General features: G+C 25.1%; 20 protein-coding genes and 1 pseudogene. 2 read left to right on the forward strand and 19 right to left on the reverse strand.

Features of this window, described 5'->3' with window-relative positions; translation table 11 throughout:
* Positions 1–33: 33 nt before the first annotated feature.
* The 5 genes from D9T19_RS13350 to D9T19_RS13370 all read right to left on the reverse strand — a co-directional run bounded on the left by D9T19_RS13350 (position 34) and on the right by D9T19_RS13370 (position 7,514).
* Complete coding sequence (locus D9T19_RS13350; protein WP_121628747.1) at positions 34–2,313, reverse strand: response regulator; 2,280 nt, start codon at positions 2,311–2,313, stop codon at positions 34–36.
* 108 nt (positions 2,314–2,421) lie between these two features.
* The gene (locus tag D9T19_RS13355) at positions 2,422–2,739 is read right to left on the reverse strand and encodes a nucleotidyltransferase family protein (RefSeq protein ID WP_121628748.1); all 318 of its coding nucleotides are present in this window, start codon (positions 2,737–2,739) and stop codon (positions 2,422–2,424) included.
* A gap of 39 nt (positions 2,740–2,778) precedes the next feature.
* Positions 2,779–5,253, reverse strand: a complete 2,475-nt coding sequence (locus D9T19_RS13360) for an ankyrin repeat domain-containing protein (protein ID WP_121628749.1) — start codon at positions 5,251–5,253, stop codon at positions 2,779–2,781.
* 730 nt (positions 5,254–5,983) lie between these two features.
* A complete protein-coding gene (locus tag D9T19_RS13365; protein ID WP_121628750.1) occupies positions 5,984–6,484 on the reverse strand; it encodes a hypothetical protein in 501 nt (166 codons plus the stop codon).
* Positions 6,485–6,563: 79 nt separating this feature from the next.
* Positions 6,564–7,514, reverse strand: a complete 951-nt coding sequence (locus tag D9T19_RS13370; RefSeq protein ID WP_121628751.1) for a WYL domain-containing protein — start codon at positions 7,512–7,514, stop codon at positions 6,564–6,566.
* 194 nt (positions 7,515–7,708) lie between these two features.
* Between D9T19_RS13370 and D9T19_RS13375 the strand changes: the two genes are divergently transcribed.
* Positions 7,709–8,014 carry a hypothetical protein gene (locus tag D9T19_RS13375; RefSeq protein ID WP_121628752.1) on the forward strand — a complete coding sequence of 102 codons (306 nt, stop codon included), beginning with the start codon at positions 7,709–7,711 and terminating at the stop codon, positions 8,012–8,014.
* Here the strand turns inward: D9T19_RS13375 and D9T19_RS13380 are convergent.
* Together D9T19_RS13380 and D9T19_RS13385 are read right to left on the reverse strand one after the other, a co-directional pair.
* Complete coding sequence (locus tag D9T19_RS13380; RefSeq protein WP_121628753.1) at positions 7,989–9,404, reverse strand: ATP-dependent DNA helicase; 1,416 nt, start codon at positions 9,402–9,404, stop codon at positions 7,989–7,991. The genes D9T19_RS13375 and D9T19_RS13380 overlap by 26 nt on opposite strands.
* Positions 9,405–9,493: 89 nt before the next feature.
* On the reverse strand, positions 9,494–10,708 hold the full coding sequence (locus D9T19_RS13385) for a reverse transcriptase domain-containing protein (protein WP_121628754.1): 1,215 nt from the start codon (positions 10,706–10,708) through the stop codon (positions 9,494–9,496).
* A 214-nt stretch (positions 10,709–10,922) separates the two neighbouring features.
* On the opposite strand from D9T19_RS13385, the gene D9T19_RS14750 reads away from it, so the two are divergent.
* Positions 10,923–11,048, forward strand: coding sequence for a hypothetical protein (locus D9T19_RS14750; RefSeq protein WP_265936269.1), 126 nt, complete (start codon positions 10,923–10,925; stop codon positions 11,046–11,048).
* Between the two features lie 101 nt (positions 11,049–11,149).
* Here the strand turns inward: D9T19_RS14750 and D9T19_RS13390 are convergent, their stop codons facing one another.
* The 12 genes and pseudogenes from D9T19_RS13390 to D9T19_RS13440 form a co-directional block, all read right to left on the reverse strand.
* Positions 11,150–11,773 (reverse strand): OmpA family protein, encoded by a 624-nt coding sequence (locus D9T19_RS13390; RefSeq protein WP_121628755.1) that lies wholly within the window; start codon positions 11,771–11,773, stop codon positions 11,150–11,152.
* The gene (locus tag D9T19_RS13395) at positions 11,773–12,411 is read right to left on the reverse strand and encodes a hypothetical protein (RefSeq protein WP_121628756.1); all 639 of its coding nucleotides are present in this window, start codon (positions 12,409–12,411) and stop codon (positions 11,773–11,775) included. The genes D9T19_RS13390 and D9T19_RS13395 overlap by 1 nt, the downstream gene beginning before the upstream one ends.
* Positions 12,412–12,428: 17 nt before the next feature.
* The gene (locus D9T19_RS13400; protein WP_121628757.1) at positions 12,429–13,004 is read right to left on the reverse strand and encodes a hypothetical protein; all 576 of its coding nucleotides are present in this window, start codon (positions 13,002–13,004) and stop codon (positions 12,429–12,431) included.
* Positions 13,005–13,007: 3 nt separating this feature from the next.
* The gene (locus tag D9T19_RS13405) at positions 13,008–13,256 is read right to left on the reverse strand and encodes a hypothetical protein (protein ID WP_121628758.1); all 249 of its coding nucleotides are present in this window, start codon (positions 13,254–13,256) and stop codon (positions 13,008–13,010) included.
* A 185-nt stretch (positions 13,257–13,441) separates the two neighbouring features.
* Positions 13,442–14,746, reverse strand: a complete 1,305-nt coding sequence (locus tag D9T19_RS13410; protein WP_121628759.1) for a M16 family metallopeptidase — start codon at positions 14,744–14,746, stop codon at positions 13,442–13,444.
* 98 nt (positions 14,747–14,844) lie between these two features.
* Positions 14,845–16,065 (reverse strand): leucine-rich repeat domain-containing protein, encoded by a 1,221-nt coding sequence (locus D9T19_RS13415; protein ID WP_121628760.1) that lies wholly within the window; start codon positions 16,063–16,065, stop codon positions 14,845–14,847.
* 453 nt (positions 16,066–16,518) lie between these two features.
* Positions 16,519–16,719, reverse strand: a pseudogene (locus D9T19_RS14700) (IS256 family transposase); the annotation flags it as partial.
* Between the two features lie 54 nt (positions 16,720–16,773).
* Complete coding sequence (locus tag D9T19_RS14755) at positions 16,774–16,908, reverse strand: hypothetical protein (protein ID WP_265936270.1); 135 nt, start codon at positions 16,906–16,908, stop codon at positions 16,774–16,776.
* 57 nt (positions 16,909–16,965) lie between these two features.
* A complete protein-coding gene (locus D9T19_RS13425; protein WP_121628762.1) occupies positions 16,966–18,552 on the reverse strand; it encodes a response regulator in 1,587 nt (528 codons plus the stop codon).
* The gene (locus D9T19_RS13430; protein WP_121628763.1) at positions 18,545–19,207 is read right to left on the reverse strand and encodes a hypothetical protein; all 663 of its coding nucleotides are present in this window, start codon (positions 19,205–19,207) and stop codon (positions 18,545–18,547) included. The genes D9T19_RS13425 and D9T19_RS13430 overlap by 8 nt, the downstream gene beginning before the upstream one ends.
* Complete coding sequence (locus tag D9T19_RS13435) at positions 19,204–20,658, reverse strand: hypothetical protein (RefSeq protein ID WP_121628764.1); 1,455 nt, start codon at positions 20,656–20,658, stop codon at positions 19,204–19,206. Before D9T19_RS13435 ends, D9T19_RS13430 begins: the two co-directional genes overlap by 4 nt.
* Positions 20,655–23,582: an ankyrin repeat domain-containing protein gene (locus tag D9T19_RS13440; RefSeq protein ID WP_121628765.1), complete on the reverse strand. Its 2,928-nt coding sequence runs from the start codon at positions 23,580–23,582 to the stop codon at positions 20,655–20,657. The genes D9T19_RS13435 and D9T19_RS13440 overlap by 4 nt, the downstream gene beginning before the upstream one ends.
* Positions 23,583–23,645 lie beyond the last annotated feature (63 nt).

Consider the following 23,645-nt stretch of genomic DNA (forward strand, 5'->3'; position numbering starts at 1 on the left):
GGTAGTTTAACTTATAAGTGGGACATATTTTGACTAGTTATATTCTTTTATCGTTTCAATCATTAATAATTTTGTATTAAACAACTCTTTAAGTTGCTGTGGTTTAATATGTACATCTTGTATATTTGAGTGTAGATAATTATTTCTATTTCTTATCATATTTTCAATATTTAAAGTATTTTTGCATCCTAGTTTTGTAAAAAGTTCTTCCAGCTTATCGTTTAAGCTAGTGGAATTTACATTAGTATTATCCCAAAACCTATCTGATTCATATCTCTGTTCTTTTATAAAGATACTATTGATTGCTTCAAAACTACTAATAATTGATAATAAGGCATATATGAATCTGTTGTCTAATTTACTATCAAGTATATCAAACACATATTGTGCTTCATTGTGAATTTTTATAGCAAACTTTATATAGTTTTTCTTTGATATATTGAATTTATGAAATATTTTACAATCAATCTCATCTTTTGGTAATGTGAAATTTATATCTAGAATATTAATTACCTTTTGAGTTGTAGAATAAATCTCTATTAAGTATTTTCTTTCTAATCCTTCATCTACTAATCTTACAAACTTATTGATATTTTCCACTGTACTTATACTATTATCATCTGGATGTTCTTTTTTAATATATCCTAGTATCTTTTTTTCATACAGTTTTTCTAATATGGTACTTTTAGAAGTAGCTGTGAGCATTATCACTTGGATACCTGCATTTATTTCATGGATTTTTTCTAGTATTTTTATTCCTGTAAAACTATCTATATCTTTTTCATTATCATGGTCATTTTTTGAAAGTCTTAAATCTAGTACTACAACATCTGGATTATACTCTTTTACTTTTTTTTGTATTTGCATATAAAGATTAAAAAGGGTTTTGTCTTTGTATTCATATTCAAAAGACTCAAACTCTAATCCATCTTTTTGAAGAGCAGCTTGTAAAATATCACTCCATCCTTTATCCCACTCATCATCTATAAGTAAAACTTTTCCATTTTTGCTAGGCTTTTTTATGCTTATATCTATCTGTTTATCTTTTTGGGCATAGTTTGCTTTGAGATATTTAAAATAAAGTGTATTTTCTATTTCTTCTTTATTTACATTTATTACTGCATTTTTTTGAATATTTAAAAACTCTGCCCATCTACTTATACTCCATTTATTAGCTATATCGTGAGTTCCTGAAGTGTCTTTTGGTGGGTTTACTTGGATTTTGTTTAAAAACTTATTATTGTATTTTTCTTCTGATAAGTTTTTTACATCAAGTTGTTGATATTTTTCTATCTCTTCTTTTGTATTTTTACATAGATAAACATTTGGGGTAAATAGTATATTTGCCATATCATCAAATTTACAAAGCTGTTCAGTACTAAAATCACTCACTATAACTATAGGAATATATCTTTTTATTCCAAGTTCACTAGAAAGTCTAATATGATAAGCAACTCTAAGACCTAAAAGTTCAAGATAGTTTGAAGAAAGATTATCTTTGATAAAAATCATTTCAAAATCTTTCTCTTTTATCTCTAATAACATCTCGCTAATATACTTATCAATATCATTAGTGCTATTAAACTTTTCTATACAATCAAACAGTTCAAAATCACAAATATTGTCATGGTGTATTATCAAAGAGTTGTTTTTATTAGCTTGTTTATCTTCAATCAAAAAGTAAGACTCTAAACTTTGTTTATAATTCTCTATCTCTTCAAGCGTCTTTTCATTGAGTGTATGAAACTGATAATTTACCTTGTTGATATTTCCATCTATTGTAAAATCGCTTGGGTTTATATTATAATTTTGGATATCAAATAAAAAAAGATTTACTTTTTCTAACACATTTGCTACTATATTTTCTTTCCAATGCTCACCATAACAAAGCATCATAATATCATCATCTCTACTTCTTACAGCATCTAAAAACAGTGATAAATTTTTACTATAAAATGTTTTGGAGTTGAGCTCAAGATATTCAAACTCGCTTGTATCATAAAAGTTTGCAGATATCCCTCCTGAGAAGAATATAAGTGTTTTTTGTTCTTTTTTACAATACTCTTTGAGTCTAGTTACAATGATACTATTGCTATCATTATTTTCTTCTAGTTGTACTGATTTATGACAAATGATAATATCGTATTGAGATAGATTAAAACTATTATGGATCATCTCATTTGCAAGTTGATAAAAATCATCTAAGATTATATTATCAAGTATATTTTTATATTGTTCAAAATCAAAGCTTAACTCGTTTTTAAAAAGCTCTTGTCTTTTGTATCTATCTTCTATTAGGAGTATTTTTTTCATATTTTCTTTTTATTCTCAAGTGCTTTTGTGATACTTCCAGTATTTTGAACTATTTGTTCAATATACTCTATTTTTTCAATAATTAAATAGATTTTACTGATAGATTCTTTAGACATAAATTGCTCTATCTATTATAAATTTTTTTGCAGTTTTACCCATTCCTGAACTATCTGCAATATCTACAGGTCTTTGAAAATATTCACTTAGTTCTTGCTTTATCTCTTCTAGTCTTGAGATTGCTTTAAAACCATATTTCATTGCAAAATCAGGTGTAGCTTCTACTAAAATATCTATATCACTATTTTCATCCGCTTCATCTCGTGAGTATGAACCAAAAAGTCCTTTTATATAAAAGCCTTCATTAGAATAGTTATTTTTTATCGTTTGAAGTTTTTCTAATATTTCACTTTTTTGTAAAATTGACATAGTAGTACCTTTAAATCGTATTGTTTTATTATACCAATTTTACTTATAAAATCTCAAAATATGAGTAAATCCTTTTGGTTTTTCTTCTATTTCTATTATATCTTTGACATTGTTACTATATAAAAAGTTCACTCGAAAGTTTGTATCCTCGTATCTCGATTCAATGCTATAATCACAAAGATTTTGAAGAGATGAAACTATATCAGCTATATCTCCTGCTTCTTTTGATCTTTGAAGAAGTTCATCAGCACTTCTACTACTTTTTGAGTCTATATGGGAGATTTTTATTTCTATTGATCTATCTTCTAGCTCTTTTGTAGTTACTTCTATATCTTTTAACTCTTCCCTTTTTTTAATCTCATCAAATATCTTACTAATAGCTTGAGAGAATTTAGATGTATCTGTATAAAACTGTCTATTTGATAGTTTTGCACTTGATAGGTCAAGATTGATATTTTGAGATTTGAATATAGTTTCAAGATTGTTAAAATCAGCTCTTAGTTCTATCTCTTGTTTAAAAAGATTGATAATATCTCCAAAAGTTGATAAGTGCTTTCTAGGTGGAAGCATCACAGGTTTAGGAAGCTTAAAATCAAAAGGATTTTTCCCACTATCACAATGCTCTTTTAGTCCATCTAAGCTTGACCAACCTATATTTATTTTAGCTTTACTACACCAGTTATATTCACTTGATGGCTCTTTTTCCATCAAAAAACAGTTTACTTTTTCATACAGATTTGGGCTAAGTATTTCAAGTTCAGTTTTCATACTCTCAAATTGTTTTTTAACCTGTTTCATATACCCATCAAAATTTCCATACTCTTTTTGTAACTCACCGAAATCCCATGTATGAGTTGTGTATTTGATTGGTTTATCTATAGTGAAGTTTGATAAAATTTTTACTAAATTTTGAGGAGTATTATTTTTAACTATATCAATATCATTTTTAATATCTGTATTTAATGCTAAGTCATATGCAGTCATTTCACTTTTAACATTAATATCTGCACCTCTTTCAAGTAATGTCTTTACAAACATTCTGTTGCCTTCAAAAGAGTACTTCATAAGTGCAGTCATTCCCATATTATTTTTAGCATTTATATCTGTGCCATTATCTAAGAGAAGGTTAATTATTCTAATTGGTTTTATTAAATCATGATTGTAATCTTCTTCAATTTTTTCATGTATTTCATCCCAGCAATCATTAGTATAATCAATGTATTGAAGGTCTACTTTTATATTCATAATCACATTATTACCAAGCTTATCTTTATGATTTACATCAGCATCATTTTTTATTAAAATTTTTGCCACTTCAAAACCATTAGTTCTTTCTGTCGTATTCATTAAAATACTTTTTCCTTTTTGATTAATAAAATTAACATCTGCTCCATTTTTAATAAGTAAAGAGACAATATTTAAGTTTACATCCGCTAAAAATTCACTTTCAAGACCAGATTTTCTATAGAAAATATCTTCTTCAATCCTAAGTGAACAGGCTGACATCAATGGACTATCAAGGTTTAGATCAGCTCCATTTTGTATGAAATAATTAATACAATTGAATATTTCATATTCATCTATTGTTCTTGCATTGCTTTTAGAACATACTATTGATAAAGGACTCATTTGAGATTTTTTAGCTTTCAACTTAGGGATATTAACATCGACTCCTGAATCAACAAGAAGTCTTATCATCTTAATATCTAGTTTTTTACATGCATTCACTAAATATTCTTCTTTTATAAAATTGCCTTTTTTAATAAGTAATTTTGCAAGTTTTAAATCACTTTCTTTACAAGCATAAAATAAAGCATTTCTATGTGAATCTGATATTTCTTTTGCTAAAAATCTTTTTAAATTATCTATTCTGATTTTTTCATTAGGATTAAAACCATAATCAATTAACATTTTTATAATCTTAATATTTGAACACATCCCAAAAGAAGAAACTTCAATATCTTTGATTTCTTTTATTTTAGTTTTAATGCCAAATTCACAATTAGGGTCTGTTTCCAGTATTTTTATTTTATATTTTGCTTTTTCAAATATATCAGCTCCTCTATCCTTTAATAATTTTATAGTATTTATATTATTCCCAACTACTGCAAACATAAAAGCAGTTAAACCTTGTTTTTTTGTTTGCACATTAATATTACAACCTCTATCAAGTAATAATTTAACAATTTCATTATTACCAATTAAAGAAGCTATCATAAGTGAAGTAGGAGCTGTTGTCTCATCTTTGATTTTTTTTCTATCACTTGATTCATCTTTGAATTTAATTTTTATTCCAGATGATCTAGAAATTGTTTTGCATCCTTTAGAGTATATGTCTATATTATTTTTAATAAGCTCCTTTATAAAGCTTACTTCAATAGAAATTTTTTTAATATATAATTTTATTAAGATATCAGTTAGTGAAATTTTAGATAAATCACCACCTTTTGATAAAAATTTATTTAGTTCTTTAATATTTTGTGTTTTTACAATGTTTTTAAATTTAGTATTCATTTTTTTAATTCCTTGTATTTTTTATAAAAGAATTATAATAGTTCTTTTAGTCATATATTGTCTAGTTAATTTTTATTTCTATTAAAGCAAATACTTCATTTTTATTCGAGTTATAGAATTTTAGCTTTTTGATGTTATTACTATTTTCTTTTATTATCAATGATTTCAATCCATTGTCTTGATAGTTTGAATGATTAGGACTATGCTCTTTTACTCTCCATATGTTATGTGTGACAATATCTACAGAAGCATAGCATATAACTCTTCTAAATCTTCTCCCCAGTATAAACCATATTCTTTATCTTTTACATTTTCTTTTTCTTAACTAAAGAGTTATATAAACAAAGTCCTGCAGCGATTCCATGATCTATTTTATTTTTATTAAATCTATATGAGTAATATTTAGGGATACTTTTAAATAAAATATTTATATTTTTACCATAATCTACATCTTGTTTGATTAAGTTATGCTCTATGTTATATTTATTAATAAACAACCAAGAAAAAATACACTATTTGTATATGATTTACATTTAATTTTTTGAAAGCTATGGTTGATGATTTCATATTTATCCGCAATCTTCAGATATTCTGCTATTAAGTGCTTATGTTCCTCTATCAAATACCAATTTTTTATCTTTTTAAGTTTGAATTCATCTTCTCTTTTATAGTAATCCTATTCTTTTTGTTCTAACTCATTAATGTGATTTAATATACTTTTCCCTTCCATTTAATAACCTTTATATTTAGCTAATCTTTTTGCGTCATCTTCTGAATAATCATATTGTTCAACTAAAATATCCTTTGTTTTTCTTTTTGTTTGAATTAATAGTTTATTAGCTAAACTTTTTCCGGAATATTTTACTTCATAAATATTTCTTTTCTTTTTTTCTACTTGGTTAATAGTATATAGTTCTTTTCCATAAAATTTTGATGAATATAATTCACCATATTTTATTTTATAACCTTTCTCTTCCCACACTTTTTTAGTATGTTTTTCTTTTTTATTTGAATTATCATAGTAGTTATTTTGTATATTTATATTTTGTTGTACATATATGTTTGTAATGTTTTGTTTTTCTTTTTTAGAATAAGTATCTTTAGTTTTTGGATAATCATCAATTATAAAATCATCAAGGTTTTGCTTACTTTTTTCATATTCTGGATAATGCTCTGGAGTATTAATTTTGTCTTTTTTAAAATACTCATAAACAGAGCCTACTAAATACAAAATAACAATACCAATTAAATATTCTATTTTATTTCCTATTTTTTAGTTTATTTTAAAATAATACTTAGTCAAAATATGTCTATATATGATTTAAAATAGTCATATTTAGCCTTTTTATATATGCATCTTTTAACTCTTTTGGTTCAAGAATAATCATATTTGGCATCCAACTTTGTATAAAAGGTAAGATTTCCATATATTGAGTATATTCAACTGTAATTATAATACTCCCATCATCTAGCTTCTTCATATATCTCTGTGTCTTTAAAAATTTTTTCATATCTTTTTCAAAATATCTAGTTATATAAGGATTTATTTTTAATTTTGCAACTTTTAGTTTTACTCCAAAAAGTGTCATTGCATTTTGTAATTTTGAATTTAGAAAAAGCATTTGTTCTTTTACAGAAGATTTTTGAAATGATTCTAATTTTGAAGCATATCCAACATCCTTAATAAAAGAAACTCTTGAAAGTTGTAATTTATTGTCACTATCTATAAAAGCTAAATACCAGTTATTATCAATAAAAACAAGTTTTAAGCACTTTAAATTATCATACTCTTCATCAATATATTTATATCTTAGCTTTATATATTCTCTATTTTTAACAGCTCTCTTTAAACTCTTAAAAATATCTTTTTCTTCTAAAGTAGATATATCTTCAAATGGAGAGTTTTGAAATTTATAAATATTTTTATTTTCATTTGTAAATTGTTCAAGCTCTTTGAATATATCTGGGTCTGCATCTTGAGCCATATTAAAAAACCAACCAATTTCTTCTGATTTATCAAATGTTTCTACAAATAAATCAATTGGTTTTATGAGTTGATATGTTTTTCTTCTAGTTCCATTAACTTCTATTATATTATCAAACTCTTCACTGAGCTCTTTAATAAGTCTATCAATTTGCTTAGGACTTAAATTTAATATATCACTTAAAACTTCATCATATCCAGTTAGTTTTTTATCTTCTCTTTTTTCAAACTCTTCTAAAATGATTTTGTATTTTTTTAATGTAGAAATATCTGCCATAATCTTTTTCCTTATAATTAAAAAATTATTATATCTACATATTCTTTATTTTCTAGACAAATAATGACTACTGAATCTTTTATAATGAGAATTAGGTTATCATAAACCGCATATTAACTTGTATTATAATCTAAGAATAACTAAAGTATAGTAAAATTAGATAAGTTTACTATTTATTATTAGGGATTACATTTATGCTCACAATTTTAACAAAATACGAAATTTATAAATTTGAAAATGAATTACCAAATTTTAATTATCAAGAAAAAGTGTATTATTTTAATATTCCAGAATCACTAATAGAAAATATTCAATACAATGATAATAAAATATTTATGATTTTGATATATGGATATATTAAAGCAACAAATAAATTTTATATACCAATACTTTCAGATGAAAATTTATTATTTCTTTCGAACAAATATAAGTATATAACTACTGATAACATTACAAAAAGAACTTTTTACAGATTTACAAATCCAATCCCAACATACTAAACTGCTCATCTATGCTATTAAGTACATTGTCTTGATACTCACTTAATAGTGTATTCTTATTATCAGGTAGGAGTACTTTTACATCTTTTGAAGCTCTTGTAATTGCTACATATAGAAGCCGAAACATCATATCCTTGTCTCTCATGTTTTCTATCTCAGTTAGGTCTATATATACTGTTTCATAAGTACTTCCTTGAAGTTTATGAATAGTAGATGCAAAGATATATTTTACATCTATAAACATCTCCTTAATAGCATAAAATATCTTCCATTTTTGAGTTCTTAATCCATAGTCTTTTTCTTGTTTTGCTTCTTTTGCTATTTTGCTTAGTATCGTCTCAAATCTTCCTTTTGAGTTTGGATCTATAACTTTAAAAGGTCTCCCTGCTAAATCTTTACAGTCCCAAAACTCAACTTTTAGTTTTTTTTCAAAGATTTTAATAGTTGATGCGATTTCAACAATATCACTGTTTTGATGTACAACCATACTATCTATTACATTTGCTTGTTGAAATATAACTTTGTCGCCTTTTTGAAGTATTTGGGGAGTTGATATACCTTGCTCTTGCCAGTATCTTTTTCTTATGGCTTTATTGTGTTGATCTACGCTATTATTTCTAAAACTTGCTATCACCTTATCATTTTTTGCCCATGTATCAGGTGTACAAAAATCGTCGTAAAATTCTTGTTTTGAGTTAATAAACTGCACTTTGTTTTTAAAACTTTCATCACTAAAAAACTCTTTTATTGAAATATATTGTTTTGATTTGATGATATTTCTGGCTTTTGTAGCCATATTGATGATATAACTACCTTGTGCTTGTCTTACTATTTTGTCTAGTTTATATTTATGACTTATCTCAAAAACTTTGTTGTGTTGATTATCTACAGGAAGTAACTGAAACTCATCTCCTACATATAAAACAGCTTTTACTCTTAGTTTTTCTATAGCTTGGATTATATAAGCATAGATATCAGAACTTACCATTGAGCTTTCATCTACTATTAGAAGGTCTGTTTTTGTATCATCTTTATCTTTTGATTTAATTGGTTCAAACTTTTGTATTCCCTTATCATAGTCTGTTACAAGTTTGATATTTAAAAAAGATTGAATAGTTTTTGTATCTACATTTTCAATCCCTTCTGTTAAAAGATTAGCTCTTAAAACTTGCAGGGCTTTATGTGTTGGAGCTGTGATTGTGATATGGAAAAATTCATCAAGTTTTTTTACTAGCTTTGTTGTTAAATATGTTTTACCAGTTCCAGCTGCACCACTAAGTGAGACTTCATTTTCCCAAACCATATTAGTTTTGATAATAGTATCAATTTTTTTTGCTATTTGTTCAAAGGCTTTGTTTTGTGTTGTTATTTGAGTTGATGAAGTTTGCATATTTATAATCCTTTTATTTTTATATTAGAATTATACTTTACAAGATAGACATATTTTGTCTATCTTTTTTCTATTTTAGAAATAAACTTTTAATAAAACTCAACATCATCTTTTAAATCGATTTCCAAAATAACAGGATTTATTTTATATAAACTAGAAGTTACTTTCATATACTTGCTATTTGGATTTTTCATCTCAAAAATTGCTCTTGAAAATTTCTTTAATTTATTATATTTTAGATCATATTTATCACAATTTTTCTCTATAAAAGCATCAAGATTATAAAGAATGCTATGGTCGTTTAGATGACTAAAGAAATTTAACCAACCATATCTTTTGCCTTTTATTTCACAGCCTACTATTTTGAAGTTTACGCTTGTGTATAGCTGCTTTTTTGTACTTATTTTGTTTTGCTTATATTGTGTGAAAAGTTTATTTATATTTTGATAGAGTTTTTGTATAGAACTCTCTCTTACACTTACAATATCACCATCAAAAACATATCCCAGAAAATCAAATTTACTTTGAATGTCTCCAAAAGATGACTTATTAGAGTCTTTTTTAAATGCATGCGTAGATAGCTTTAGTTTTGCAAAGTTGTTAGATACTCTTTTTGCAAGACCCTTAATATCTTTGTGCTTAGATAATATGAGTATATCATCTACAAATCTGTAGTACTTTATCTTTTTATTGTTAGTATATTTTTTATCTAATACTTCCAGATATATATCAGCAAGAATTCCAGATATAGACAAGCCTTGAGGAATTCCTATTTTGTTATTATATTTTACTCTTTGTTTTGAGGGTGTACTTATATCTACTGTTGTTTGGGTTATAGCTTTTTGTATAAGTTCTAATATTTTTTTATCTTTTATTTTTATTGCTAAAGTTTTCATTAGTATTGCATGGTTAATAGTTGGGAAAAATGTTTGTATATCTAGTTTTAAGTAGCTGCTGTACTGAGCTTTAGATTCTTTAATATCTTTTATCATAGTTTTTATAGATGGTTTTTGAATTTTACTATCATAAAAAGTATCTAATAGATAACTTGAAAGGTATTTTAAAAGTAATTTATCTCTTAAAGTTGGTATAGATATTTCCCTAGTTTTATTTGTAGATTTTACTAAGAGCTTTTGTTTGTAGTATGAAAAATCATAGCTATCATTTGAAACTTTTCTTACTATTGTGTCTATTTCTTGAGTAAGATTTTTATCAAATGTATTTTTATCTGTTCCATCTATTCCAGCAGTTTGATAAGAGTTGAAATCTTTGTAAAGTACTTCTAGTTTTTCTTTTGATAGCATTTGTTTTCCTCTTTATTATTTTATGCAAGTAGCCTGTTTTATCTATCATCACCCTACACTAAAGTAGAATCTATTTTAAAAATGTTTGTGTTTACCTTTGTATTACTACAAAAATCTACTACTATAAAAGTAGTAAGGCTACTTGTGAAATGATTATACTTTTTAATATAGTCATATTTTGTCCTTTTAATATATTTACTTGTGAGTTGATAATATGAAAATGCTAGGAAATAAATCTGAAGAGTATGAACAAGAATATAAAAAACCATATGAGTCCAAAAGTGATATTGAGAATAAAGCACCAAACTTAGATGAGATTCCTGATAAAATTCCATTTTAGGATTGATTAAAACGATAAATAGTGTCGAAAATTCTTACGGTCTTATTTGATGCTTTAAAATATTTAATAATAGCACTACAATTACTTAGAATGTCATTATTTTATAAATGCTCTTTTGTGAGCACTTTAAACTCAACTCTTCGTGATCTTAGTTCATCTTGGCTAGTTTTATTTTCATCTTGATATAAAAGATTTGAAGAACTCATTCCATTAGCTCGAAGTTTTTTTTGAAGCCATTTTATATTTGAAGATATGATGCTATCTTCAAGATTATAACAATATGTTAAAACATTACTTGCTCTTTTTTGAGATAGATTCATATTATATATATACGATTGTTTTTGGCTAGCTTCTCCCCAACCATTTGAGGTGTGTCCCTCTACTCTAATCTCTGCTATTTCTTTAAAAAATTGCCGTCCTGATAATAGTTTTATATATCTTGGGAAAAACTCATTTAAGATATTTTCAAAACTTTGAGGAATCTCATCACTTCCCATAGAAAAGGGAGAATCAAATCGTATAATATTATCCTTCGTAATGATAGCTTTCCACTCTTCTAAATCTTTGTCAAACTCTTTATGAAGTGCTTTGTTTAACTGTACTTTATATATTTCTTTTTCATTTAGAATTTGATATAAAAATGCAATAGCTATAAACATAAATATCATCATCAAAGCAGACATCACATCAGCAATATTTATCCAAGAAGTGTCATTTTCTTTCACTATAGTCTCCTATTTGCTTCTCTTAAAAGCAGTTGCATCTGCTCTTTGACTATTGAAGTAGATTGTTCTAGGGAGTTTTTTACTTCATTACTTGAACTAGAGAGGTTTAAGATAAGCTCTTCAATAGCTTTTTTCTCTTTGTCTTTTACTATCTCTACCTTTTCAAGTTGAGATAAAATATTTTCAAGATTCTTTTCACTTCTTGATATATGCGTTTTATAACCCTCTTGCCATAAAATCATATTCTTTACAGCCTCATTTAACTGCTTGAAGTTGTCTCCAAATTGTTCTGTAAGGTTATGATTAAACTCTGTTACTACAATCTCAAGGGCTTGCATTGTTTCACTTTTACTATCATGTTTTATAGGCTTAAATATAGAAAGTATTATAGAGAAGAATATCCCAACACCACTTGTTATAAATGCAGTTTTAAGACCATTTAAAAGGTGGGGCATACTTGTCTTTATATCTGTTACATCAAAATGAAAAAGCCCTATAGCAATACCTACAAAAGTACCTAGAACTCCTAAAGATACTATTTCATTTTTATAGTTTCGTTTACTTTTTTTTTGAATACTTAGTGCAAATAGTACTAATATCCAAGATGTAATTCCTACTGTTATCATTGTATTGTTCATGATTTTTCCTTTTTTAATTACTTATGTGCATAAATAGCATCGAATTTTTTTACTTGAGCGTTGTATTTACTTACTACTAATTTGTGGCTTAGTCTATATTTATAAGCTAGATGATTTGTATTGTAGTTTTGTAGTTCACTTAGCATAGAGCGAAATTCATTGAGTAATTTCCCATATTCTATAAAGTTTACTATCATCTCCCCATCATTGATTTTAGTTCGTATTTGTTTGTGGATTTCATTTGTCTTTTCAAGGTTTGATAAAAGAAGTTTTTCATCATCTTTTAAATCTTCTTCTTTTCTCTCCACTCCAAATATAGTTTTGTTTAAAAACTTTGAAAGAAATAATCCAATACCAAAAAACACTACCCCAAGAATAAAGCCACCTGAGTAAAGCCCAAAAAATGACAATAACCCTGTAAAGATATATACAAAAATAGAAGCGATGATGATACTTGCTATTTTTTCTTCCACATTTTTACCACTTCCAGTTTGCAAAATATTATTTTTTATATCTTTTGAGCTGCTTATTAGTTTTAGTGTCCATAGCTTATATTCATCTAGAAGTTTATCTAGCAATAAAATTTGCGACATCATCTACCCTAAAAGTTCTAAAAATAATATCGCACCACCAGCTACCATTGCACCTTTGCTAAAAGATCTTGCTTGGTTTACCTTATCTTTTAAAAGATCATCAAATTCACTTTGGGGTATTTCATCCTTAGATAAACCTGCATCTTTTAGATCTTTAACCACTTCATCATAAGCATATTTATCGATTACTTTTTCATACTGTTCAGTTGTTGCATTTTTCATACTTTTTAGTTGATTTATTAGATCTTTCATCTCATTCCTTTTTGTTTTATAAAAAGATTATAGATAAAATATTAGACATATCTTGTCTAACTATATAAATATTTATAAAAATCTATTTTTTTTTAAACTCTTATATAAGTTCTATAAACACAATAGTTGTGAGATAGTCTTATGAAAAATAAAATGATTTATGAGCTTTCTTTTTAGAATTATTCCTAATTATAAACCTTTGCGAATTTATCATTATTTACTAGCTGTTTTATATTTTGTATAGCATCATACATTTGTACATAAGAGATGATCTTACTATGTACAAATTTATATCCATCATCAATATTATTTTCTAGTATCTGTCTTACTGGATCTAGATCTTTTGCTTGTATATAGTTAAAACCAAACCATATTTCATAACTTGCAAGGTTAAGATTTCCTATAGTTCTTTTTAAACTCATAGTTTTCATATATTTATCATACTTATCTTTTGAAAAGTTGTTTGCACTTAGATTTATAGATTCTTTAAATAGTTCTAATAGTTTATTTTCATTGCCTCTTGTTACATCACAAGCAAAAGTTATATATGGTTTATAAGATATAATTTGTGTACGAAACTGTATTCCATATGTAAGACCATTTTTTATTCTAATGATATCATTCAAAGATGTATCTGTAGCTAGTTGAGATAGATAATTAAGTGTAGCACTCATTACAAGAGTATTTTCAACTCCATCCATAACTATACTTGTCATAGCTTGTTTTGAGTTATTTTGTACTTTTAAAGTTTTATTTGTAGGAAGTTTTAAATGTTCTTGATACTCCTTGTGACTTACTTTATATGTTTGTTTTGAAGATACTTTAAATCTAGCTAATTCTTTTTCTATCTTTTCTATGATCTGATTTTCATCTATGATTGTATTATCATAAGTAATATTGTACATTATATTTTCATGTGATAAGAATATATTTTTTATATCTATAGCATCTTGAAGTGTAAATGTATCTATAGTTTCAGGGATTCCTATTACATTATCCTCTATATGATAATCTAAAAGTTTTGTTTTTACATCTCTATAGAACATCTGTTGGAAATTGTCTTGACCTCTTTTTGCTTCATTATAAACCACATCTTTTTCTATATTAAATTCATCTTGAGATATTTTAGTTAGATCATTTTGTGCTACATTACATACAAAGTTTATAGCTGTATCTATATTTGAAGCTGTTGTTTTAAACCAGTAGTTGATTCTATCATGATTTGTAGAAGCATTAAATACACCTTCATTTCTTCCAATATTCATAAGTTCATCACTTGTAAAATCAACTGGTGATTTAAAAGAAAGATGTTCGATAAAGTGAGATATACCATAGATATTCTTAGCAGTTTTATTTTCAATAACTCTTTCAATATTTGATCCATACAAATTAATTAGTTCAAATTTAAAAAAGCCAGTACCAGGAAGTGCTAAGAAGTTGTATTTTTTACCATTTTTTTCTACAGTTTTGAAAGTTTTATTTGTGTTCATTTGGGTCCTTTTGTTTTTGTTTTGTAATAATATAGTTTTTAATAGACATATCTTGTCTATTAAAAATTAAACTCATCTTCTGATTCATATATCTTTTTTTAAAGTAGGATACATCCATTACCTAAATAATCTTTCTCTTTCATCCAACTTTCATTATCAAATTCTAATCCAAGATTAATAATCTCTTCATCAAGCTCATTATATTTACTATGAATGATATTAATAGTGTTAATATTTATAAGCTTATGGAAGTTTTTTATGAACCATGGTAATAATTTATCATCAAAACATATTTTTTCTAAGTTTTCTAAATGAAGATATTCTAAAGATTTTTCATTAATTAGAGTGTTTTCAATATCTATCTCTTTTAAAGATTTCATATTTGATATAGATATAGGAAACTCCTTTATTGCGTTATTTGATATTGAAAGAGTTTTTAATTTTGTTAAACGATCTATATCTTCTGGTAAAGATTTTAGTTTATTACTATGTAAACAAAGTAATTCAAGCTCTTTTAATTCATATACACTTTTTGGAAACTCTTCTATTTTATTATTACAAAGTATAAGAGTATTACATTTTGAAATACCTATATCTTCTGGTAATAATTTTATTTTATTATTTATAAAATTAAATGAGAAGCTATTTTTTTTAATTTCAAAAAGCTCTTTTGGAATCTCTTCTAATTCAAAGTCTTCAAAGTTTTCAAATACATTACATTGACGAACAAATCCTTTTTCTTTTGGAAATATCATCTGTTCTATATTATATTTATCTGCCCATTTTATTAGTTTTTCTATTTGCTCTATTTTGTCTATATTCTTTTTAAAAGAAATTCCGTATATATCTTCAAGGTCATCTTCATTTACTATTAAATTTACTTCATAATTGTTTGTTTGAACATGTGATAGTATTTTTTTATTTGTATATTCAAAAGTATCGCACAGCTCATTTGGAAGATGGAAAATATAAGTAGTTTTTATATTTATAACAATTCCATTAAAATATGTTGCAACATAAGAACCATACTCATCTTCAATCTTTACATCTAAGTAATTCTTTTTATCATCAATATTATGAGATATTATCTCTTGTCGTTTTTTAGAGAAATCTAAAAGTTCAAAAATATCAAGATCAACTTTCTTATCTACTTCATCAGGTATAATAAATCCGATATCATCTAAATGCATAGTTAAATTACTAAAAATATTTTTTGTTGTATTAGGGTAAATATGATAAATATCAAATATATTTAAAGCAATTTTAGTTATCTTTGAATCATCACCAAAAAATTCATCCTCTTGTGTATAGAATACCAAATATTCATAGATTTTTTTATTTACAATAAAAGTAAAATCATCAGCTTTGATTTGGCTTGTAATTTTTTCAAATAACTCTTTTGACTTCTACATACAAGCTATAATTCTAAATTTAACATCTCTTAAATGCATAATATCTACATATGATTCATATTGCCAATTTTGTGATTCGATTGTGATTGTTTTTTCTTCCATATATGTTTGCCTTTTATTTTAATAAAGAATTGTATCTACAACTATAGAGATATTTTGTCTAAAATAAATAACTTATTCCAATTCTAAAACTTTCATCTTGAAATGAATTTATTTGATTATGATACTACCCTAAATCAACTCTTATATTTTTGTCAAACTTTATAGATTGAGTTATATCAAAAGTATTGATAAACTTTTTTGATTAGTATGATATGTGGTTGATAGACCAGTTACTAAGTGGTGTACTTTTACTTTGCACTTGACAGTCTTTCCATTCTTTCTATTTTTATCTCCAGCAAATACATCTTGAGTTATATGAGAATCTATTTCTGCTTCTAAAGCAGCTTCTACTAATTGTTTTACTAGAGGAGCAAGTACTCCATCTTTACCATTAATATTTTTACCTGCAAGTAAATCTTGTACTGCTTCATTAAAATCAAATTGTTTCTTCCCTTCCATCTATATCAATCCTTATAATATTTATTATACGAGATTTTCTAACACTCTCTTCAATTAATAATCTTGGGATTCAGCTTTGAATTTTTCTCGACTGTACAATTTCTTAGATTTCATAGTTCTTGTAGTTGGGTTAAATCCCCAAGAAATTCTTTGTTTAAGTTTTGGAATTTTTATAGTTATTTTTTTCATGATATACTCCATTTATATTTATTGGAGTATATCTTATATTTTAGACATATTTTGTCTCTATTTGTGATTAAACATATTTTGTAAGTTTTCTAAAACATTAGTTACATTATAAGTTCTAATTTTTGGTGGGTTATCTATTATTTGTATCATTTTTTCAAGTTTCTTAAACCATTTAACAATTTCTTTATCAGTGACAAGTATATTTCTTCTTGAGTGAAGATAATCATTTCTTTTGTCGATTAACTTTTTCATATCAAGATTATCCTTTGTACCAAATTTCTCAAATAGTTTAACAATTCTACATCTTAATGCATTATACTGGCAATCATATGGTTCTTTATCCCAAAATGTCATTTCTTTTTCATTTATAAATATACTTAATATTGTTTCTAAACTACTTGCAATTGAAACCATTGCATAAATAAACTTATTCTGACTATTATTATCTAAAATATCAAAAATATTTTGTGTTTCTTTTTCTAATTTAATCCAGAATGATTCATATTTTTCTATAGAAATATTGTATTTATTAAATATATCTTCATCTAGAATCATTTTTATATTCACAGTAATGTCATAAATAGATTTTAGATATTTTCTATCTAGCCCCTTATCAATCAAACTTACTAACTTGTTAATATTCTCTATTGTATCAATATTTTTATCATCAGGATGTTCTTTTTTAATATATCCTAATATCTTTTTCTCATAAAGTCTTTCCAATATAGTACTCTTACTTGTTGCAGTAAGCATTATCACCTGAATACCTGCATTTATTTGATGTATTTTTTGAAGTATTCTAATTCCAGTATAATCATCTATATTTTCAGTTTCATGATCTCCTTGGGCAAGTCTTAGATCCAAAATTACTACATCAGGATTAAAACTTACAACTTTTTTTTGTATTTGCATCAAAAGATTAAATTTTGTTTTATCTTTAAAATCATAATCAAAATAATCAAAGTTTATACTCTCACTTTTAGTTATTGAAGTTAAGACATCAGCCCAACCTTTATTCCATTCGTCATCAATGAGTAAAACTTTACCTTCTTTAGTAGCAGATAGAATTTCAATATTTTCATGTACTTTGTTATTATTTAAAACTTTTAGATATTTAAAATAAAGTGTATTTTCAATCTGGTTTTTATTTTTATTAATTACATCACTTTCTATAGATAGAAGGTTTGACCATTTATATATACTCCATTTATTTGCAATATCATGATTTCCTGAGGTATCTTTAGGGCGTTCAATTATAATTTTATCTAAAAACTCATTTTTAAAATTAGTATTATTTAATTTCATATATTTACTTGGTAAATTATTTACAAATATACTTTTAGTAAAAAGTATTTTAGCAAATGAAGTTATTTTATTTAATGTAAAACCATCCAAGTCACTTATTATAACAATTGGTACAAATTTTTTATATCCTAATTCTGTAGAAAGACGTATATGATAAGCTAATAATAAACCTGTAAACTCCATATAGTTTGTTGTCAAACGGTCTTTTATATAAATGATATCAAATTCTTTTTCTTTTATCTCATTCAGAATATTCTTAATTTTTGAAAACTTTAGATTTACATCATAAGTATCTATTTTAGATACATTATTATTATGTATAAGTAGTTTTTTATTCATCTGCTAACTCTTTGACAACATTTATTATGCTATCTCTTAGTTTAAGTATCTCTGTTAAATAAACCCAGTTGTTTTCTATCTTCATTTCATAAAACTTTTTGTCAAGACCAAGTATTAAATTAATTTTAGTTTTATTAGCAAAATCATCATAATCTATGTCTTCATCAGCATTATTATCTATAAAGATATTCACATTTTCCAATATATTTAATATAATATTTAACTTCCATTGTTTACCAAAACTTAATATCCTAATATTAATACTATCCTGTCTTAAATCTTCCAAAAATAATATTAAATTTTTACTATAAAAATCCTCTGAACTCAAATGTAATAATTCATAATCCTCACGGCTATATGATGTTTCATTTCCACCTGAAAACAGTACTAAAGACTTTTTATTTTTTTTACAATAACTCTGAAGTTTTCCTAAAATCACTCTATCTTCATTTATAAAAATAGATTGATGTGCAATAACTACTTCATATATGTTTAAATCAAAATCATCTTTTTTAATCTTTAACATAAAGTTTGTAAAATCTGAATCTATCTTATTATCTAAAACATCACTATATGTTTCTAAATCTATATTTGCTGACTCTAAAAAATCTTTTTGTCGCTTCGGTCTATCTTCTATTAACAATACTTTTTTCATTTGTTATAAAACCTTAATATATGTGTAAAACCGTTTGGTTTATAATTTAATTCTTCTATATTTTGAGAAGTATTACTTGTTAAATAATTTACTCTATAGTTTTTATCTTCATAACTACTCTCAATACTCCAGTCACAAAGGTTATTTAAATTTTCTTTGATACCAGCAAAATCTCCATTCTGTACTTCTTCTAGCATAACATAAGCATCACTTCCTGCTTGTGCTCCTAATTGCATAATTTTTAATTCAATAAATTCTTTTGTTGAATCTCCTAATACCTCTACTATTATATTTGTATATTCATGACGTTCCACCTCATGCATTTGTGAAAAAATAGTTTTTATTACATTAATTAATTTCTCAGTATCAGTATAAAATGTAACACCTTTTAATTTTATCAATTCTACTTTATATTTTCTACCTAATTTTTTTCTCTCTTGAATAAAAATATCTTCAAGCATTGTATCTTTACGAATTTCAATCTTTCGCTTGAAGACATTTACTATTTCTTTAAAATCTTTAAAATCAAAAGGTTTATTTCCTGCATTACACCAATTTTTTAATCCATCCATTGAGGACCAACCTAAAGCTTCTGTTGAATCTGTTTCCCATAAGAAATTATAAACTTCTTTATATAGATTAGGAGATAGTGTTTTTAAATCATCTTTAATCGCTAACCATTGTGTTTTAACTTCAGCCATATATCCATCAAAATTTTTATAGTCACTTTTTGACAATTCTCCAAAATCCCAATCATGTGTTGTAAATTTCATTGGTTTATCTTCTGTGAAGTTTGTAAGTATTTTTACTAATGATTGAGGATTGTTTGAAAGAAAAATATTTTTTTCTTTTTTTAAATTTGGTTGTAGTTTTCTTACATAAATCAATGCAAAATATACTAACAACATAAAAATTAAACTTCCTTGACTTCTCATATAAATTTGATTTGATATATACCAGTCAAATGTTTCATCAATATTTGATTCTTCTATATGTTTTATTATATCTGTAATCGAAAATGTTATCGATCGAAATACACTCATTGGAATATTAGGAGTAGAATGTTTTGCAACATAAAAATTATAATCATATTCTTTTAAAGTTCTTAAATACTCTGGTATAATTACTAATTCTCTATTTTGATGCCTTGGCTTTGTTTTATTATAATTTATTAATAATTCATTGTCTTTAATAACCTTAACAATTCCATCTGGTTTTATATAATTTAAGTCTTTTTTTATTTCTTCAATACATAAAATATTATCAGTATGGTTATCTAAACATTTTTTCAAGCCAAGACTTAAATTCTTAGTCAATAATTTTATTTCAATAGAATCAGAAATTTTTTTAGAATTGTAATATGAATAATTACGAATAAAAGATAATATTAAGACTACCATTAAAAATATCATCCAAAATACAAACTTATTGTTTAAATTTATTTTTTTCATTTGTTATAAAACCTTAATATATGTGTAAAACCGTTTGGTTTATAATTTAATTCTTCTATAGTTTCAGAAGTATTACTTGTTAAATAATTTACTCTATAGTTTTTATCTTCATAACTACTCTCAATACTCCAGTCACAAAGGTTATTTAAATTTTCTTTGATACCAGCAAAATCTCCATTCTGTACTTCTTCTAGCATAACATAAGCATCACTTCCTGCTTGTGCTCCTAATTGCATAATTTTTAATTCAATAAATTCTTTTGTTGAATCTCCTAATACCTCTACTATTATATTTGTATATTCATGACGTTCCACCTCATGCATTTGTGAAAAAATAGTTTTTATTACATTAATTAATTTCTCAGTATCAGTATAAAATGTAACACCTTTTAATTTTATCAATTCTACTTTATATTTTCTACCTAATTTTTTTCTCTCTTGAATAAAAATATCTTCAAGCATTGTATCTTTACGAATTTCAATCTTTCGCTTGAAGACATTTACTATTTCTTTAAAATCTTTAAAATCAAAAGGTTTATTTCCTGCATTACACCAATTTTTTAATCCATCCATTGAGGACCAACCTAAAGCTTCTGTTGAATCTGTTTCCCATAAGAAATTATAAACTTCTTTATATAGATTAGGAGATAGTGTTTTTAAATCATCTTTAATCGCTAACCATTGTGTTTTAACTTCAGCCATATATCCATCAAAATTTTTATAGTCACTTTTTGACAATTCTCCAAAATCCCAATCATGTGTTGTAAATTTCATTGGTTTATCTTCTGTGAAGTTTGTAAGTATTTTTACTAATGATTGAGGATTGTATTTGTTGACAACATACTTAATTATCAATGACCTAATATCATTATTTGCAAAATCTTTGGCTCTTCTACCTTCTTTATTCTTAAGTTGCTTTTTTGCACCTTTATCTAATAGTAACTTTATTAAATTACTATTATTTTCTTTTGCAGCAAACATAAGAGGTGTTATTCCATCATTAGTTTCAGTATTGATATCATTAGATTGTCTAATTACTTCATAAATAAAATCTGATGGATATTTATTAATAAATAAATCATTTATGTTAATTCCTTTTAAATCAAAATTATATTCAATTAATTTTTGTAATCCAACAACTGATTTTTCATCAATGGAATCTTTTAAGAATGGAGAGAAATTTATTATTTCAATCAATCTTAATATAGAATCTTTTAGTTCATCATTAGAGTTTACTAAATCTTGTTTTAACATTTCATGTGATGTTAATTCTGAATCCTTTTGTTTATTTTTAAAGTTTACTAAATCTTGTTTTAACTTAGAGGTTTTTTTTTCAACTCTTGGATTATTAATATTAGCTCCAGAAAGTTCAAGTAAATCCTCAATTTCTCCGTATCCTTTCAAATGAGCTACATTGTACAATGATAAACTATTTATTTGATCTTTTATATAAATATCATTATCAATAAGTAAATGAATAATTTCAAAATGCAATTCTAAACTATTTATTTGACCATTTATTTGGTAATTTATATTATAATTTGCATCAGCACCATTATCAATAAGTAATTTTGTAATTTCTAAATTATTAACTAATATGGCATAAAGAAGACAATAATTCATCAATTTTTTAGAGTTATCATTAACTATGTATTTTATAAGAAGATTAATTAATTTAATGTCTTTAATTCTTATAACTTCAATACATGATTTTAAATCAACTCCTATGCCTTTTTGCAATAGGTGTTCAAGAGTATTATAGTTATTACTTTTTATTAAGTTAAAGAGAATAGTTGAACTATCTACAGTATTCAAGTATTCATTTATAGTATCAATATATTGCAACAAGAACTCAATAAGTTCGATATCATGTAGTTTACTTGCAGTAATAAGATATGATGCAATATTTTCTTTATAATTACTTATTTCAATATTTTTTAATAAAAAAACAAGTGTATTAAATTTAATATCAAAAGTATTAAAAATTAAGATTCCTTTAATTTTCTCACTATAATTTATATTCATATTATTTATTTTTGGAATAACAAAATTTTTATTTCTAAATAGAAACATACTGAAAGCTGCATCAATTATTTCCATACCAATTTCTGCACCATATTTAATAAGTAACTCACAAACTTGAAGTTTATTTTTCTCAAAATTTTTAATCATGATTTCAAATAGAACTTCCGGTATCTTATTATCAAAAACTAATCTAAAAATTTTGGAGGAGATGAGTAAAAAGAGGAAAAAGGACTTGCCTTTTATTGATATATTAGGATTGGCACCATTTTCTAATAATAACTTTACCATCTTAATATTTCCAAATATACAAGCAAAAGCAAATAAAGAGAAGGTATTATTAATTTTACTATTGAGATCTGCTCCATTATCAATGAGATATTGAATTAAATCTAAAATATCTTGTTCAGAGATATCATCATAATAACTAGATACATATTCAATATTATTAAGATATGACTTATCACTTAAGATAAGTAAGTAAGAAAAGAGTGAAAATCCGTCTTCGGCCTGATAGTTTATATCAGCTCCTTTTTCTACAAAATATTTAATAAGTTCAAAATTATTATTTTCTGCATCTAAAGAACATAGAAGAGGTGTTGAGTCATCTTTTGTTATATTATTAACATCACCTCCATATTCAACCAAAAGTTTAACAATATCAAAATCACCTTTTAGTGTCGAAACTATTAATGCCGAATATCCGTCCTCGTCTATTTTATTAATATCTACTTCATTTTCTATTAAAAATTTTAAGAAGTTAACATTAATATAATCTCTATCCTCATAAATTTTGTCAAATAAAGAAACTAAGTTAATATCAGTTATTTTCATGCCATTATTTGTAAGTTCTTCTATTTTTTTTATACTTTGTTCTTTTAATATTTTATAGACATCATTCATTTCTATTATCCTTATATTCCATTATTTTATCAAAAATAATCTTTATTTGAATTATATATTAAT

It is taken from the genome of Poseidonibacter antarcticus, from assembly GCF_003667345.1.
Taxonomy (GTDB): domain Bacteria; phylum Campylobacterota; class Campylobacteria; order Campylobacterales; family Arcobacteraceae; genus Poseidonibacter; species Poseidonibacter antarcticus.